This is a genomic window from Microlunatus speluncae, from assembly GCF_009299835.1.
Taxonomy (GTDB): Bacteria; Actinomycetota; Actinomycetes; order Propionibacteriales; family Propionibacteriaceae; genus Microlunatus; species Microlunatus speluncae.
On sequence record NZ_VKCZ01000003.1, the window covers coordinates 495,637 to 510,087 of the forward strand.

A 14,451-nucleotide genomic window follows, 5' to 3' on the forward strand; every position below is an offset into this window, starting at 1 on the left:
TCAGGGAACGACAAGTATCAGCGGGCTTCGCGGGCGAGGAAGCCGATCACCACGGCGGTCCACCAGAAGACCTGGGACGCACCGGCGAGGACCAGGCCGAAGATCATGACCTGGCGGGGCGGGTTGTCCCGCCAGCTTCGCAGCCGGCGTCCGGCGGCCAGGGCGCAGACGCCCACCGCGGCCGCGCCGGCGACCGCGCCGATCTTGATCAAGGTCAGTGGGGAGTTGAGGTCCGGGCTGAGCAGCATGCCGCTGAGGCACAGCCCGATCAGCCCGCACCAGGTCAGCGTGGTGGCTCGGTGGGCGTGGTTGATCATGTCGCTCAGGGTGGCCCGGCCGCGCAGCCAGAGCAGCCCGTACCAGTCGATGCTGAGCACGGCGCCGAAGCCGACCACCAACGACCCGAGATGCACGAACAAGACGATCAGACGGACGCTCTCCGGCAGGCTGACCAGGGATGATGCCGCGGCCGTGCCGATCACGAAGGCGACTGCGAGCAGGGTCAACCGGATCTCGGCGGCGGTGATCAGGACCGGCCGTAGATCCAGCTCAAGCGTCATACCAACTCCCCCGAGTCGTGTGATCCAACCCGAATGGTTGCACACTCGGGCCGCCGGGGGAATGGAGGCGAAGGCGGGAGACCCCGCCCTAGTGCTTGACCTCCTTCTCCGCCCCGGCTCCGGTCAGGGCCCGGACGGACAGCTCGTCGTACCGGAGCTCGCTGGTCCGATCCTTGCTCAGGATCGTGCCGAGGAAGCCGCAGAGGAAGCCGATCGGGATCGACACCAGCCCCGGGTTGTTCAGCGGGAACCAGGCGAAGTTGGCGCTCGGGATCAGCGACGTCGGGGCGCCGGAGACCACGGGGGAGAAGAACACCAGACCGACCGCGGCGATCAGACCGCCATAGATGCTCCAGACCGCCCCGGAGGTGTTGAACCGGCGCCAGAACAGGTTGTAGATCAGCGCCGGCAGGTTGGCCGACGCGGCGACCGCGAAGGCGAGGGCGACCAGGAATGCGATGTTGAGCCGCTGCGCCGGGATGGACAGGGCGATCGCGATCGCGCCGATCACGAAGGCGGCGATCCGGACCACGATCAATTCGCTCCGCTCGCTGGCCCGCCCCTTCTTGATCACGTTGGCGTAGATGTCGTGCGCCACCGACGACGCCGAGGTCAGGGTCAGGCCGGCAACCACGGCCAAGATCGTCGCGAAGGCGACGGCGCCGATCACCGCCAGCAGGATCGAGCCACCGAGCGTGTCACCGCCACCGGCCGCCTGAGCGAGCAGTGGCGAGGCCAGGTTGCCCGACGAGGTCTTCACCGGGCTACCGTCGCCGGTGGCGAGCAGGGCGGCCGCGCCGAAGCCCAGCACCAGCGTCATCAGATAGAAGGCCCCGATCAGCCCGATCGCCCAGAGCACCGACTTGCGGGCCGCCTTGGCGGTCGGCGTGGTGTAGAACCTGATCAAGATGTGCGGCAGGCCGGCGGTGCCGAGCACCAGGGCCAGGCCGAGGGACAGGAAGTCGAACTTGCCGACCAGGGTCTTGCCGTACAACTGACCGGGCTGCAGGAACGCCTCGCCCTTACCGGTGTTCTCGGCCGCCGCCCCCAGCAGGGTGGAGAGGTTGAAGCCGAACTGGGCCAGCACCAAGATCGTGATCAACAGCGTGCCGACCATCAGCAGCACCGCCTTGACGATCTGCACCCAGGTGGTGCCCTTCATGCCGCCGAGAGTCACGTAAACGATCATCAGGATGCCGACCGCGACGATCACCAGGTTCTTCAACAACGGGCTGTCGACGGACAGCAGCAGCGCGACCAGGCTGCCGGCGCCGACCATCTGGGCCAGCAGGTAGAAGATCGACACCACGATGGTCGAGCTCGCCGCGGCCGCCCGGACCGGCGTCTGTCGCATCCGGAACGCCAGCTGATCGGCCATCGTGTATTTGCCCGAGTTGCGGAGCAGTTCGGCGACCAGCAGCAGCGCGATCAGCCAGGCGACCAGGAAGCCGATGGAGTAGAGGAAGCCGTCGTAGCCGTACAGCGCGATCGAGCCGGAGATGCCGAGGAACGAGGCGGCCGACATGTAGTCGCCGCTGACCGCGAGGCCGTTCTGGAAGCCGGAGAAACCACGCCCACCGGCGTAGTAGTCGGCCGCGTTCTTGGTGTGCCGCGAGGCCCAGAAGGTGATGTAGAGGGTGAGCGCGACGATCACCAGGAACAGGGCGATGGTGAGGAAGCGATTGCTCTCCGTCGCCATCGGAATGATCGTGATCATCGAGGATCGCCCGCCTTCTCGCTCTCGTACCGGTCGTGCAACTCATCGGCCAGCGGATCCAGGGACTTGCCCGCGTGCCGGGCGTACAGGATCGCGATCAGGAAGGTCGACGCGAACTGCAGCAGGCCGAAGACCAGGGCCACGTTGATGTGCCCGACCAGCCGGATGTTCATGAAGTCGCGGGCCCAGTTGTTGCAGATGACGTACGCGATGTACCAGACCATGAAGACGATCGTCGCCACCACGGCGAAGCCCAGATAGCGGCGCTTGAGCTCGCCGAACTCCTGACTCCGGGCAACACTGGCGTAGGCACGTTCCTGGCCGGAGTCTTCGTCGGGAAGACCCGGCTCCGGGATTGTTGGCTGAACCACGAATGACCTCCCACTGACACGAGGCCGCGAGCCGCAGACGGACCGCAACCCTGCCGACCAAGATCGACAGTATCGTTAGCCCTCGCGGTTGGCCAGCAACCCGCCAAGAGTGCCGCAGTGCTAGAGCCGGATCTGGACGCCGTCCTCGGCCGCGGCCGGGTTGAGCTGCGAGTGATCAACTACCGCCCGCCAGCAGGAGATCTGGTACGGCAGCATCAGCGGCTCCGGCGGCCGGGCGACCGAGGCATAGAGCTCGTCGACCTGGGCCAGCAGCTGGTCCCGCTCCGCGGCCGGCAGCTGGGCCGTGGCCGGCCGGCGCTGCACCATCTCGCGAAGATCGTCGCGATCGGCCGGCACCCAGTTGCGGAAGTTCCTCCGGGTCACCTCGGCGAAGTAGGGACTGTCGGCGATCCAGTCGATGGAGTCCGCGCCGTAGTCGCCGGCCATGGCCTCGGGATCGTACTTCTGCAGCAGCGCGGCCAGCCGCTGCACCCAGGGCACGGTGTCGTCCCGGGTGACATACAGAGCGGACAGGTGGCCGCCGGGCCGGAGCACCCGCGCGATCTCGGACAGGGCGAGGCCGGGGGCGAACTGGTGCAGGGTCTGGGCCGCGGTGACGACGTCGAAGTGGCAGGCGAGGAACGGCAGCGACTCGACCTGGCCGACCACCACCGGGCCGGCGTTGCGCAGCGCGAGCCGCCGCACCGCCGCCTCGCTCCGGTCCAGGCAGCAGACCCGGTGCCCGGCCTCGTGCAGCATGCCGGCCAGCCCGCCGCGGCCGGTGCCGACGTCGAGCACGAGGGCCGGCCGATCGCCGACCATCCACGCCGGCGCCTCGGCCGGGAACGGGGTCGATCGGCTGGGACGCATGGTGCTGACTGTAGTGTCCGGACTCCGGCCAGGGCCGTTTCTGCAGGTCAGACGGCATTGATCGGCCCGGCCGTGTCGCCCGGACGCTCCAGGCGGGAGACTGAAACCATGACAGCCGAACGTCGGGACGATCCCCTGGTCGCCCTGTCCGTCCTGGAGGGAGTGCCGTCGGCGGTGGCGGCCGCGCGGGACGCGGTCGACGCGGTGCTCCGGGATCGCGGTCTGCGGCGGATCACGGCCGAGCAGCGGGCGTGGTCGCTGCTCGAGGGCGCCCGGGCCAACGCCGCGCTGGCGGAGCAGCCGGACCGGCTGCTGCCGGGGGCGATCCGGCTGTCCGGTGAACTCCACGAACTCGCCGGCACGATCCTGCGGTCACCGGGGCAGATGCTGGCTCGGGCGCACGCGTTGATCGGGCGTGGGCTGGTGCCGGACGATCAGCTGGGCCGGATCCGGCCGGCGGCGGCGGATCGGATGGCCGGCCTGCAGCGACTGTTGACCACGCCGACGGAGGCGCCGGGGCTGGTGCTGGCGGCGGTCGCGCATGCCGAGGTGGCGACCGTGTCGCCGTTCGGGTTCGGCGACGGGTTGGTCGCCCGGGCGGTCGAGCAGGCGGTGCTGATCGCGCGCGGCGTGGATCCGCAGGGTGTCGTCCCGGTCTGCTCGGGGCACCGGCAACTGGCCGAGGAGTACGGCGATCGGCTCGCGGGCTACGCCGACGTCTCCGGGGTCGGGCCGTGGATCGCGTACTGCGCCCGGGCGGTGACCCACGCGGCGGAGCAGCTCGGCGGCCGGCTGGTGGGGCCGCGGCCATGAATCCTGCCCCGGACGTTGTAACGGCGCCCGCTGGATAGCGGGCGCCGCCAAGCACGACAGCTCCGAGTGACCAAGCGCGCACTGCCCATAGAGTTGGCCAAGGCGCGTGCCCTCTCAGCGACGGGCCGCCCGATGGCGCAACTACCCATGAAGGTTGGTGATCCTCGCGTGGGTGCTCGGTTGTCGTGCGAGGAATCAGGCTCGCTGGTGCCAACTGTCCGGGACGATCCGGGAAGATCGTTTCTCGAATACTTGGTGCCCGCGAGTCCTTTTCCTTGCTGACATTTGTACCTCGAATTCGACCCAATGAAAAGACCTTGTTGACCAGCAATTTCGCGCCGCGCTGAGTTTCACCGTTGGAATCTCTCCTGGTCGCGGCGGCGCCGACCGGCGCCGGACGGAGGTCGTCGCAACGGGCTGTCGGGACGGTCTCGTTCATGATCAACTATTCGAAGTTGATCATGGCCCGGGAGGTGGTCGGGAAGTTGTCCACAGCCGAGGCCGAGGCAATTCGGTTGTCCACAGATTTTCTCGAGGGCGACGCATCGGCGCTCGGCGGCACAGAGTCCTCCGCATGAGAGCCGAACCTGCCCGGTCCCCCCACGTCGTGGTGCTGGCCACGGACCCGGACCTGCTGGACCGCGTCCTGGCCGTCGCCGCTGCCGCCGGGGTCGAGCCCCGGGTGTTGCCCGACCCCGGGGCGATCCGTCCGCTGTGGGCGATGGCCGATCTGGTGATCGTCGGGGTCGAGGTCGCGCCCCGGCTGGCGACGATGGCCCTGCCGCGCCGCGACGACGTGTTCCTGGTCGCGCCCGACGAGGCCGGCGGCGAGACCACCGGCTGGTCCGGGCCGCTCGGCGCTGCGGTCGTGCTGCTGCCCGGCGGCGCGACCTGGCTGACGGCGGCGATCGCCGACGCCGGCGGGGGGAGGGCCGGTGCCAGTCGCCTGGTCGCCTTCGTCGGCGGCTCCGGCGGTGCCGGCGCGTCGACCTGTGCCGCCGCGTTCGCGTACCAGGCCGCGCAGCTGGGCCGGTCCACCCTCCTGATCGATGCCGACCCGCGGGGCGGCGGGATCGACCTGCTGCTCGGCGCGGAGGGCGAGCCGGGCTGGCGCTGGCCCCGGCTCGATCGGGCCCAGGGGCATCTCGGACAGCTCGCCGGCCAGCTGCCCCGGGTCGAGGGAGTCGACCTGCTCTCGATGGCCCGGGTCGGCCCGCCGCCGGCCGAGTTGCCGACCGAGCCGTCGGCCGAAGCCGTGAAGGCGGTGCTGCTGGCGGGGCTCCGCGACTACCAGGTCGTCGTGGTCGATCTGCCCCGACCGCCGACCGACGCCGGCGCCGAGGTATTGCGCCGGGCCGACCGCACCTATCTGGTCGTCGCCGGAGACGTCCGCGGGCTCGCGGCGGCGCGGCAGACCGCGGCCGAACTGAGCGGGCTGTGTTCCGATCTTGCTGCCGTGCTCCGGCTGCGACCGGGCGGCCAGGTCGATGCAACGACCGTCCGGGACGGCGTCGGGATCGAGGTGGTGGCCGCCGTGCGGGATGAGCCCGGCGTGCTGCGCGCGGCCGACCGCGGTGAGCCACCTGGCCGGTCGGCCCGGAGTGCGCTGGCCAAGGCCTGCCGGTCGCTGCTCGACCAGCTGGCCGAGACGGACGAGCCGCCCGGGCCGCGGCGGTCGACGATGTCGGCCGCGGACGGCCGGGCGGCCTGATCGGCGGGCGAGACATGACGACGGTCGAGCTCGAGCCGATCCGATCCCGGCTGGCCGGATTGGGGCGGGAGCACACCCCCGCCGATGTCGCGGCGGCCCTGCGCGCCGAGGGCACTGTGGTGACCGACGCGATCCTGCTGCGGACCCTCGAGGTGCTGCGCCGGGACAGTGTCGGGGCCGGGATCCTCGAGCCGCTGCTCCGGCTGCCGGGCGTCACCGATGTCGTGGTCAACGGTCCGGCCGAGGTGTACGTCGACGTCGGCGGCGGCCTGCAGCGGACCGAGCTGGCCTTCACCGATGAGGCCGAGGTGCGGCGCCTGGCGCAGCGGCTCGCCGCCTCGGTCGGCCGGCGGCTGGACGACGCCTCGCCGTACGTCGACGCCAGGCTGCCGGACGGGACTCGGGTGCATGCCGTGCTCGGCACCCTGGCGGCGCCCGGCACCTGCCTGTCGCTGCGGATCCCGGCCGACCGCTCCTTCTCCCTGGCCGACTGTGTGGCCTCCGGCTCGGTGAGTGAGGCCGCGGCCGACCTGTTGATCAGGATCGTCGAATCCAGGTCGGCCTTCCTGATCAGCGGCGGCACCGGCTCCGGCAAGACCACCCTGCTGGCCGCGCTGCTCGGCCTGGTGCCGGCCACGGAGCGGATCGTGATCGCGGAGGATTCGCGTGAGCTCGCACCGCGTCATCCCCACGTGGTCCGGCTCGAGGGTCGGCCGGCCAACGCCGAGGGGGTCGGCACCGTCACGCTGACCGACCTGGTCCGGCAGGCGCTGCGGATGCGACCCGACCGGCTCGTCGTCGGCGAGGTCCGGGGCGCCGAGGTGTGCGACCTGCTGGCCGCGCTCAACACCGGTCACGAAGGCGGCTGCGGCACCCTGCACGCGAACGCGGCGACCCAGGTGCCGGCCCGGCTCGAGGCGCTGGCCGCGCTGGGCGGGATGGACCGGTCCACCCTGCACGCCCAGCTCGCCGCGGCCGTCGAGCTGGTGATCCATCTGGTCCGGGACCGGACGGGCCCGCGCCGGGTGGCGGAGATCGCAACCCTGGCGCAGGATCCGCGGACCGGACTGGTGGTCGCCGAGCCGGCGCTGATCTTCGACCGCGGTGGGCCGCCGCGCCGCGGGCCGGCCGCCGCGCGCCTCGAACTCCTGCTGGAGCGATCATGATCATGCTCAGCGTGGCGCTGGCCGGCCTGGCCACCTTCCTGATCATGCCGACAGTCGGTGGTCGCAAGACCTTGCGGCGGTTGGCCGGTGCCGAGCCGGCGCCGACGAGCGGCGGCCGTTCCCGGCGCTGGCTGCTCCTGCTGCCGGGCTGTCTCGCCGTCCTGGTGATCGGATTCATGATCGACGGCGTGCGCGGTGCGGTGTACGCGGCCGTCCTTCAGCTCATCGTCGGGCTCGGCCTGCGGCTGGCCACCGGCGGCGGGCGTCGGCTGCGTGCGGGGCGGGCCGAGGCGGAGATCGCGGACGCCTGCCGCGCACTGGCCGCGGAGGTGCGGACCGGAAAGATCCCCGCGGCGGCACTCGCCGCCGCCGCGGCCGACCATCCGGTGCTCGCCGAGGCCGATCGGGTGCAGCGGCTGGGCGGGGACGTGGCACGGAGTTGGCGGGCCCGGGCGCTCCGGCCGGGGCATGCCGGCCTGCTCGACCTCGCCCGCGGCTGGGACCTGTGCCAGGCGACCGGTGCTCCGCTGTCGGCGGCGCTGGATCAGATCGCCGACAACCTGGTGTCCGATCAGACGATCCGGATGATGGTGGCGGGTGAATTGGCCGCACCGCGGGCGAGCGGCAAGCTGATGGCGGTGCTGCCGTTGCTCGGGATCGGGCTGGGCTACCTGATCGGTGGCGACCCGGTGGCCTTTCTCTGGCAGGAGCCGGTCGGCTGGGCCTGCCTGCTGGTCGGGAGCGCTCTCGCCGCGACCGGGATCCTGTGGATCGACGGTTTGGCCGCCCGGGCCGAGCACGGCTGATCGGGAGGCGTTGACGCGCCCGGATCGGGCGGAACGGAGGAATCGGATGATCTGGATGATGATCTTGTCGGCGGGGCTGGCCGGGCTTGCCGTCGCGCTCGCCGTACGCGCTCCGAGCGAACGGCTGGCGGCGGTCGGCGGCGATCATGATCGCCGCGACCGGTTCCCCCGGCTCCGGCGCCTGCTGGTCGGTCGCCGTGGCGCACCGCCGTTGCGGCTCCGCGCGGCGGCCGGTGCCGGCCTGGGGCTGGCCGTGATCATGGTCGGGCAGGGCCAGGTCGCCGAGCTCGGCGCGTTGCTGCTCGTGCCGGCCGTGGCGGTCGGATTCGGCGTCGTCGTGCTGACCGGGTGGGTCGAGACCGGTGCCGGCCGGCGGCGTCGGCACCAGTTGATCATGGAGCTGCCGCAGGCGCTGTCGCTGCTCGGTGCGGCGGTCGGGGCCGGGCTGCCGTTGCGGACCGCCACCCGGCACGTCGCCGCCGGGCAATCCGGGCCGGTGGCGGATGATCTTGGTCGGGTGCTGGCGGAGATCGAGCTCGGCCGGCCCGAGGGCGAGGCCTGGCGCGACCTCCGGCAGGACCCAGTCTGGGCACCGATCGCGGTCGACCTGGCCCGTTCGGTGGAGTCCGGCACCCGGCTCGCCGAGGGGCTCTCGCGGCATGCGGAGCTGGCCCGGCGGCGCCGTCAGGCGTCGATCGAGGTCGTGGCCCGTGGTGTCGGCGTCCGCTCCGTCCTGCCGCTGATGGCCTGCTTCGTGCCGGCGTTCATCCTGATCGGCATCGTCCCCACCATCGCCTCGGCGCTGCTCAAGGTGTTCGGCTGAAGGCTTCGGCCGGCGCAGCCGCCGAAAACCTGCTTGCTCCGCGTCGGTGCAGCCGCGAGGGTGATCGGCAGAGTCGAGGGGCGGCGGTGATCAGGTGCCACGGACACCTTTGCTCGACCAGGGTGCGGTCGAGGCGTTGGCCGCGCGGTTGTTCGGGCGGGCCAGAGCCACGGTCACGGCCGTGGCGACCCCGGGGATGGAGACCCAGGCGTACCGGGTCACCGACGACCGGTTGGCCGGGTGTCTACGCATCGGCGCCGGCCCGGGCGGATTTCGTAAGGACGCCTGGGCTCACGACACCTTCGGATCCGTGGTGCCGGTGCCGGCCGTCCGGGAGCTCGGTGTGCTCCCCGACGGGGCCGCCTACTGCCTGACCGACTGGGTGGACGGAGTGACGCTGCAGGACCTCCCCGCCGCCGAAGCCCGCCGGGTGACTCCGCTGGTCTTCGACGCCTGGTCGCGGCTGCAGACAGCCGCGATCGAAGCCACGACCGGGTACGGCGAGCTCGATCCCGCGACGATGACCGCGCCCTACCGGACGCCGCGGGACCGGCTCCGGTCCGAGCTCGACTCGGCCCGGCGGTGGCCGGCGCACTGGGTCGAGGCGCGCCGGCCGGCTGTCACCTCGGTGCTCGAGCACGTTCAGTCCCTGATCGACTGCTGTCCTGATCAACGGGCGTTCGTGCACGGCGACTGGGGATGCAACAACCTCTTGGTCGACGATGGCCGGGTCGCCGCGGTGTTGGACTGGGCCACTGCCGGTGTCGACGACCCGATCCGGGACGTCGCTGGCCGCTTCTGGGCCTTCTGGCCCGCCGTCTCGGCCTGCGTCACTGCGCTGGCCGATCACGCCGACCGCCGACTCGGTGACCTGCCCGCCTACCGGGACCGAGTCCTGTGCCACGACCTCCGGACGGGCATCAGCGAGATCACGGACTGTCACGCCGACGGAGACCTCGATTTCGCCGATCGCTGTCTGGCCCGCTGCCTGGAGTTGATCGAGGACCACGGGCGCGTCACTCGCTGACCGCGACGCCGGAATCGGCTCCCGGATCGCGGTTGTCCACAGCGCGGGTGTTGTCCGTTCGCTTATCAACAGATCTTGCTCGGGCCGAACGATCCGGTCCGATCGCCACAGACTCCCCGGCGTATCCGCGGTGGATGCGGCATCGGTCGGTCTGCGATCGATGCGTGATGGAAGGAGCAGAAATGTCGGAGATCATGGTTCGTCCCGGCACCGAGCCGGTGCCGGCGGCCCACCCCGAGGCGCCGGCGAAGTCCGGCGGGGCCGTCGGTCGACGCGACGAGCGCGGTCTGGTCAGCGCCGAATGGGTGCTGGGCATCATCGCGGCCGCCGCTCTGGCCGGCGTGCTGTTGGCGATCGTCACCAGCGGACCGGTCGAGGAGTCGCTGGTGAAGGTCGTGCTGGAAGTCATCGGCAAGCTGACCGGTCTGCTGAAGAACTGATCGGGCCGGCCATGCCGAGAGCAGAACGGTGCCGCCGGTCGACTTCCGTTCGCTCCGGCGGCATGCGCCGGTCGCGGGACCGCGGGATGGTGACGGCGGAGCTGGCCGTCTCCATCCTGGCGGCCCTCGCGCTGTTGATCATGCTCGGCTGGGGGATCATGTTGATCATGCTGCAACTGCAGTGCGCCGACACGGCCGCCGAGGTGGCCCGGCAGGCCGCCCGCGGTGACGAGGCCGGCGTCGGGCGGGCGAAGCGGGACGCGCCGGACGGCTCGATGATCACGGTCGAACAGCGGGGCGGCAGCACCGTGGTGCGGGTCCGGCTCACTGTGCAGCCGTTCAGCCAGCTGGTGCCGCCGGTGCCCTTGACCGCCTCGGCCGAGGTGGTCACCGAGCCGGGGGAGGGCGGCTGACCTGCCGATGGGCCGGAGCAGGATTCCTCGCGGGGATCGACAAGAAAGGAGGTGGGTTCGGATGACCGGAGGTGATCATGGCGCTCTGCCCGGTGGTGGTCCGAGCGGACTGGTGATCGGCGGACCGACTCGTGGTGCGACCCAGGCCCAGCGTCCCGCTCACCATCGGGACGAACGGGGCAGTGGCACGATGTTGATGATCGGCGTGATGATCGTGATCACCGTGCTGGCCTTGACCGGCACCTGCGTCGCCGCCTACGCCCTCGCCGTTCACCGGGCTCGGGCCGCCGCCGATCTCGCCGCCTTGAGCGGTGCGCTGGCCTGGTCCGGTGGGGACGACGCCTGCGCCGCCGCCCGGACTATCGCGCGGGCGAACGGGACGGCGTTGGCCAGCTGCGATCAGGTCGGTGATCGGATCGACTTCGTGATCACGGTCCGAGTCGATCATGAGGTGCCGCCGATGATGCTGCCCGGACTGCCGCGGAAGGTGAGCGCCACCGCTCACGCCGGCCCGGTCTCACCACCCCGCTGAGGAGTCGACGGTGTCCGGCCGGCTTCCCGGGGCAGAGGTCACTTGTCGGTGTCGTCTCCGGTCAGTTCGTCGGCTTCGGCCAGCATCCGCCGGCGTTCCTCCGCCGTCGTGGCCGGCTTGTCGTCGCGCCGGCCGGACCCCTTCCGGCCCTCATGATCATCAGCTCGGGACGAGTCCGGAGCCGCGTTGTCGCCTTCGCTGAGGCCGGAGTCCTTGGTGGGCCGGGACTCCTCGGCCGACTCCGCCGCGGCTGTCCTCCGGCTGCCCGCGGTCTCCGCTGGGCCCTTGTCGTCGGCCGAACCCACCGCGGACTTCGTTCCACCGTCTCGAGCACCGGCTCCGCCGACAGGTTCCCGGTCACGCTTCGCAACGGCGTCGGGGTCGCGCCTGGTGCCGGAGCCGCCCGCACCCGCCGGCTTCGCGGCCTTGTCGCCGGCGGGGATCGACTTGGTCCGGGCCCCGGCCGCGGCCTTGAGGGCGCGGATCTCCTGCTGTTGGGCCCGCATCCGGATGATCCCGGACCAGAGCAGCCAGCCGGCGACGGCGAGCACCAGCATGGTGACTGCGCCGGTGACGTACACCCCGGTGATGTTGGCCGGGATCCTGGCCACGAAGACCTGAAGATCGAACGCCTGTGGGTTTCCGATGATGATCGCGATGGTGAAGACGATCACCAGGACGATCAGCACCACAGCTACCGGAATCATGCCGGCCATTATGGACCTCCGCCGCGTCGGAAGACCTGCGACGCGGCGGGCCTGCGGCGGATCGGTCAGCCCGAGCCGGTGGGCTGGTCGGGTGTGCTGTCGAGCAGCCGGGCGAGCACCAGTCCGGCACCGGCCTTGTCCAACGGGTTGTTGCCGCGACCGCACTGGGCCGAGACCACGCAGGCGGGGCAACCGCCCAGGCACCGGCAGTGATCAACTCGGTCGGCCGCGGCGCGGACCAGCTCGTCACCAGCCAGGTACGCCAGCCGGGCGAAACCGGACCCGCCGGCGTGGGTGTCGTGCAGGAACACGGTCGGCTTCCCGGTGTCCGCATGGGCCACCGCCGAGACCCCGGAGACATCGCCGCGATCACAGCGGGCGAACAGTGGCAGCAGCCCGACCAGGGCGTGTTCGGCCGCGTGGATCGCGGCACCGGCCTGGGCGCCGTCAAGATCATCATCGTCGAGTGGGACGGTCCACCAGGCCCCGGCGGTCCGCAGCCGGCGCTCCGGCAGGTCCAGCGGGGTGGAGTCCCAGACCGTGCCGGTCAGTTCGTCCCGGCGGAGATAGCCGATCACCTGGGAGATCACGTCCACCCGGCCGAGGTGCCGGCGGCCGGTGCCGGACCGGGTCGCCTCTCGATCATCGACGATCTGCACCTGCTGCGACACCTGCGGCTGGGTGAAGTAGCCCGGACGCTCCGGATGGACCATCGCCTCACCGGCGTCGAGGTCGAGCTCCTCACACAGATACGTCTCGCCCTGGTGCAGATAGATCGCCCCCGGGTGCACCACGGCGTCCGCGCTCGCCCGGTCGGCGTGACCGAGCACCCGCCCGGTGGAGCTGTCCACGATCTCCACCGGCCGGCCGCCGATCGACCGCAGATCGATCGCGTCGACCGCCCGCTCGGCGCGGGTCCAGTAGGCGCCGTCCGGTCGGCGGCGCAGCACTCCGTGATCACAGAGCCGGTTGATCAACGCCGGGGCGGTCGGCCCGAAGTAGGCCGTGTCGCGCGCGGTCAGTGGATACTCCTGCGCGGCCGCGGTGAGCTGCGGCGCAAGAATATAAGGGTTCTGGGCATCGAGCACGACCGGTTCCGGTGGCGCCTCGAACAGTTCCTTCGGATGATCGGCGAGATACTGGTCCAGCGGATCGGGCTGCATCATGATGATCACGTCGGCGTCTCCGCCCCGGCGCCCGGCCCGCCCGGCCTGCTGCCACATCGCCGCCCGGCTGCCCGGGAACCCGGCCATGATCACCGCGTCCATGCCGGCGATGTCGATCCCCAGCTCGAGTGCGTTGGTGGCCGCGACGCCCATGATCGTCCGGTCCAGCAGTGCCCGTTCCACCGCACGCCGGTCGGCGGCCAGATAGCCACCACGGTACGACTCGATCCGCGGCACCTCCGCTTCCGCCGGCAACGCGCCGTTCCCCGGCAGTGCGCCGTCCCCGGCCACCGCGGCCACCTCCTGATCCTCCAGCCGTTCCCGGGCCCGCAACGCCACCAGTTCCGACATCCGCCGGGACGGGGTGAAGGCGATCGTCTGCCGGCCGTCGGCGGCCAGCTCGGCCAGCAGCGCGGCGGCGTCCGACTCGACCGTCCGCTCCGGCTGCCACAACTGCATCCGGACCTCGCCGTGCGGCGAACCGTCCTCGGTGATCGCGGCGATCTCCGACTCCTCGACCCCGATCAGCTCCGCCGCCAGCCGCCGGATGTCCGACCCGGTCGCGGACGCGAAGGCGAACACGGGCCGAGCCCCGTACCGCTCGGCGATCCGGCGCAGCCGGCGCAGCACCCCGCCGACGTGGGACCCGAACACCCCGCGGTACCGGTGGGCCTCGTCGATCACCACATAGCGCAACGAGGACAGGAAAGACGACCATCGCTCATGGTTGGGCAGCATCGAGGCGTGCAGCAGATCGGGATTGGTCAGGACGTAGGCGCCGAAGTCCCGCGCCCAGTCCCGCTGCCCGGGCTCGCTGTCCCCGTCGATCGTCGCGATCGACCAGCCGGCCGGGCCGAACTCGCCGGCGATCCGGAATTGATCATGGGCCAGTGCCTTGGTCGGCGCGAGGTAGAGGGCGGTGTGCGGTCGCCGCGGCCGAAGCAGCCGGTCCCGCTCGGGCGCCGCCGCACCGCCGGCCGCCTCAGGGCCGCCGTACGTCGCGCTCAGCACCGGCAGCAGATAGCCGAGCGACTTGCCCGAGGCCGTACCGGTGGCCAGTGCGGTGTGCCGACCGCCGAACAGCGCGTCGGCGGCCCCGGCCTGATGGCGCCACAGTCGATCGATCCCGCCACCCCGCGCCACCGATTCCCGGACCGCCGCCGGCAGCCAGCCGGGCCACTCGGCGAAGGAGGCCGACCGGCGCGGCACCAGGTGCCGATAGCGCACCTGCTGCGCCTCGCTCAGCAGCTCCACCGTTTGACCAGCTTTCCTTGGGGTTTCTGGAAGTTTTTCACGCCGCCGTGGAAAACCTGAGGCCACTGTGACAGG

Annotated in this window: 16 protein-coding genes; 10 read left to right on the forward strand and 6 right to left on the reverse strand. The window is 71.4% G+C overall.

Annotated elements, in window-relative coordinates; all coding sequences use genetic code 11:
* Positions 1 to 17: 17 nt before the first annotated feature.
* The 4 genes from FNH24_RS05770 to FNH24_RS05785 all read right to left on the reverse strand — a co-directional run bounded on the left by FNH24_RS05770 (position 18) and on the right by FNH24_RS05785 (position 3,518).
* Positions 18 to 560: a hypothetical protein gene (locus tag FNH24_RS05770; RefSeq protein WP_152361169.1), complete on the reverse strand. Its 543-nt coding sequence runs from the start codon at positions 558 to 560 to the stop codon at positions 18 to 20.
* Positions 561 to 648: 88 nt separating this feature from the next.
* On the reverse strand, positions 649 to 2,277 hold the full coding sequence (locus tag FNH24_RS05775) for a solute symporter family protein (protein ID WP_152361170.1): 1,629 nt from the start codon (positions 2,275 to 2,277) through the stop codon (positions 649 to 651).
* Positions 2,274 to 2,648, reverse strand: coding sequence for a DUF485 domain-containing protein (locus tag FNH24_RS05780; RefSeq protein ID WP_246186765.1), 375 nt, complete (start codon positions 2,646 to 2,648; stop codon positions 2,274 to 2,276). Before FNH24_RS05780 ends, FNH24_RS05775 begins: the two co-directional genes overlap by 4 nt.
* Before the next feature lie 120 nt (positions 2,649 to 2,768).
* On the reverse strand, positions 2,769 to 3,518 hold the full coding sequence (locus FNH24_RS05785; protein ID WP_152361171.1) for a class I SAM-dependent methyltransferase: 750 nt from the start codon (positions 3,516 to 3,518) through the stop codon (positions 2,769 to 2,771).
* Positions 3,519 to 3,626: 108 nt separating this feature from the next.
* On the opposite strand from FNH24_RS05785, the gene FNH24_RS05790 reads away from it, so the two are divergent.
* From FNH24_RS05790 to FNH24_RS05830, 10 genes are all read left to right on the forward strand, one after another.
* A complete protein-coding gene (locus tag FNH24_RS05790; RefSeq protein WP_152361172.1) occupies positions 3,627 to 4,331 on the forward strand; it encodes a Fic family protein in 705 nt (234 codons plus the stop codon).
* 437 nt (positions 4,332 to 4,768) lie between these two features.
* Entirely contained in the window at positions 4,769 to 4,909 is a 141-nt protein-coding gene (locus FNH24_RS31365; RefSeq protein ID WP_161606015.1) for a hypothetical protein, read from the forward strand.
* Positions 4,906 to 6,042: a septum site-determining protein Ssd gene (gene ssd / locus FNH24_RS05795; protein ID WP_152361173.1), complete on the forward strand. Its 1,137-nt coding sequence runs from the start codon at positions 4,906 to 4,908 to the stop codon at positions 6,040 to 6,042. Before FNH24_RS31365 ends, ssd begins: the two co-directional genes overlap by 4 nt.
* 14 nt (positions 6,043 to 6,056) lie before the next feature.
* The gene (locus tag FNH24_RS05800) at positions 6,057 to 7,208 is read left to right on the forward strand and encodes a TadA family conjugal transfer-associated ATPase (RefSeq protein ID WP_152361174.1); all 1,152 of its coding nucleotides are present in this window, start codon (positions 6,057 to 6,059) and stop codon (positions 7,206 to 7,208) included.
* Positions 7,205 to 8,014 carry a type II secretion system F family protein gene (locus FNH24_RS05805; RefSeq protein ID WP_152361175.1) on the forward strand — a complete coding sequence of 270 codons (810 nt, stop codon included), beginning with the start codon at positions 7,205 to 7,207 and terminating at the stop codon, positions 8,012 to 8,014. Before FNH24_RS05800 ends, FNH24_RS05805 begins: the two co-directional genes overlap by 4 nt.
* Positions 8,015 to 8,060: 46 nt before the next feature.
* Positions 8,061 to 8,837 carry a type II secretion system F family protein gene (locus FNH24_RS05810; protein WP_152361176.1) on the forward strand — a complete coding sequence of 259 codons (777 nt, stop codon included), beginning with the start codon at positions 8,061 to 8,063 and terminating at the stop codon, positions 8,835 to 8,837.
* 94 nt (positions 8,838 to 8,931) lie between these two features.
* Positions 8,932 to 9,864 (forward strand): phosphotransferase family protein, encoded by a 933-nt coding sequence (locus FNH24_RS05815; RefSeq protein WP_152361177.1) that lies wholly within the window; start codon positions 8,932 to 8,934, stop codon positions 9,862 to 9,864.
* 182 nt (positions 9,865 to 10,046) lie between these two features.
* A complete protein-coding gene (locus tag FNH24_RS05820; protein WP_217428052.1) occupies positions 10,047 to 10,304 on the forward strand; it encodes a DUF4244 domain-containing protein in 258 nt (85 codons plus the stop codon).
* Between the two features lie 62 nt (positions 10,305 to 10,366).
* The gene (locus tag FNH24_RS05825) at positions 10,367 to 10,717 is read left to right on the forward strand and encodes a TadE family type IV pilus minor pilin (RefSeq protein ID WP_152361178.1); all 351 of its coding nucleotides are present in this window, start codon (positions 10,367 to 10,369) and stop codon (positions 10,715 to 10,717) included.
* A 61-nt stretch (positions 10,718 to 10,778) separates the two neighbouring features.
* Positions 10,779 to 11,249, forward strand: coding sequence for an Rv3654c family TadE-like protein (locus tag FNH24_RS05830; protein WP_161606016.1), 471 nt, complete (start codon positions 10,779 to 10,781; stop codon positions 11,247 to 11,249).
* A gap of 38 nt (positions 11,250 to 11,287) precedes the next feature.
* On the opposite strand, the gene FNH24_RS05835 is transcribed toward FNH24_RS05830, so the two are convergent.
* Both FNH24_RS05835 and FNH24_RS05840 read right to left on the reverse strand, forming a co-directional pair.
* Positions 11,288 to 11,956, reverse strand: coding sequence for a hypothetical protein (locus FNH24_RS05835; RefSeq protein WP_152361180.1), 669 nt, complete (start codon positions 11,954 to 11,956; stop codon positions 11,288 to 11,290).
* A gap of 65 nt (positions 11,957 to 12,021) precedes the next feature.
* On the reverse strand, positions 12,022 to 14,376 hold the full coding sequence (locus FNH24_RS05840) for a DEAD/DEAH box helicase (RefSeq protein WP_246186766.1): 2,355 nt from the start codon (positions 14,374 to 14,376) through the stop codon (positions 12,022 to 12,024).
* Positions 14,377 to 14,451 lie beyond the last annotated feature (75 nt).

What these genes read in the sequence shown, in the direction of transcription:
- FNH24_RS31365 (WP_161606015.1), top strand. Translation starts at nt 4,769, where the DNA reads ATGATCAACTATTCGAAGTTGATCATGGCCCGGGAGGTGGTCGGGAAG.
- FNH24_RS05820 (WP_217428052.1), top strand. Translation starts at nt 10,047, where the DNA reads ATGTCGGAGATCATGGTTCGTCCCGGCACCGAGCCGGTGCCGGCGGCC.
- FNH24_RS05800 (WP_152361174.1), top strand. Translation starts at nt 6,057, where the DNA reads ATGACGACGGTCGAGCTCGAGCCGATCCGATCCCGGCTGGCCGGATTG.
- ssd (WP_152361173.1), top strand. Translation starts at nt 4,906, where the DNA reads ATGAGAGCCGAACCTGCCCGGTCCCCCCACGTCGTGGTGCTGGCCACG.
- FNH24_RS05785 (WP_152361171.1), bottom strand. Translation starts at nt 3,518, where the DNA reads ATGCGTCCCAGCCGATCGACCCCGTTCCCGGCCGAGGCGCCGGCGTGG.
- FNH24_RS05770 (WP_152361169.1), bottom strand. Translation starts at nt 560, where the DNA reads ATGACGCTTGAGCTGGATCTACGGCCGGTCCTGATCACCGCCGCCGAG.
- FNH24_RS05805 (WP_152361175.1), top strand. Translation starts at nt 7,205, where the DNA reads ATGATCATGCTCAGCGTGGCGCTGGCCGGCCTGGCCACCTTCCTGATC.
- FNH24_RS05835 (WP_152361180.1), bottom strand. Translation starts at nt 11,956, where the DNA reads ATGATTCCGGTAGCTGTGGTGCTGATCGTCCTGGTGATCGTCTTCACC.
- FNH24_RS05810 (WP_152361176.1), top strand. Translation starts at nt 8,061, where the DNA reads ATGATCTGGATGATGATCTTGTCGGCGGGGCTGGCCGGGCTTGCCGTC.
- FNH24_RS05825 (WP_152361178.1), top strand. Translation starts at nt 10,367, where the DNA reads ATGCGCCGGTCGCGGGACCGCGGGATGGTGACGGCGGAGCTGGCCGTC.
- FNH24_RS05790 (WP_152361172.1), top strand. Translation starts at nt 3,627, where the DNA reads ATGACAGCCGAACGTCGGGACGATCCCCTGGTCGCCCTGTCCGTCCTG.
- FNH24_RS05775 (WP_152361170.1), bottom strand. Translation starts at nt 2,277, where the DNA reads ATGATCACGATCATTCCGATGGCGACGGAGAGCAATCGCTTCCTCACC.
- FNH24_RS05830 (WP_161606016.1), top strand. Translation starts at nt 10,779, where the DNA reads ATGACCGGAGGTGATCATGGCGCTCTGCCCGGTGGTGGTCCGAGCGGA.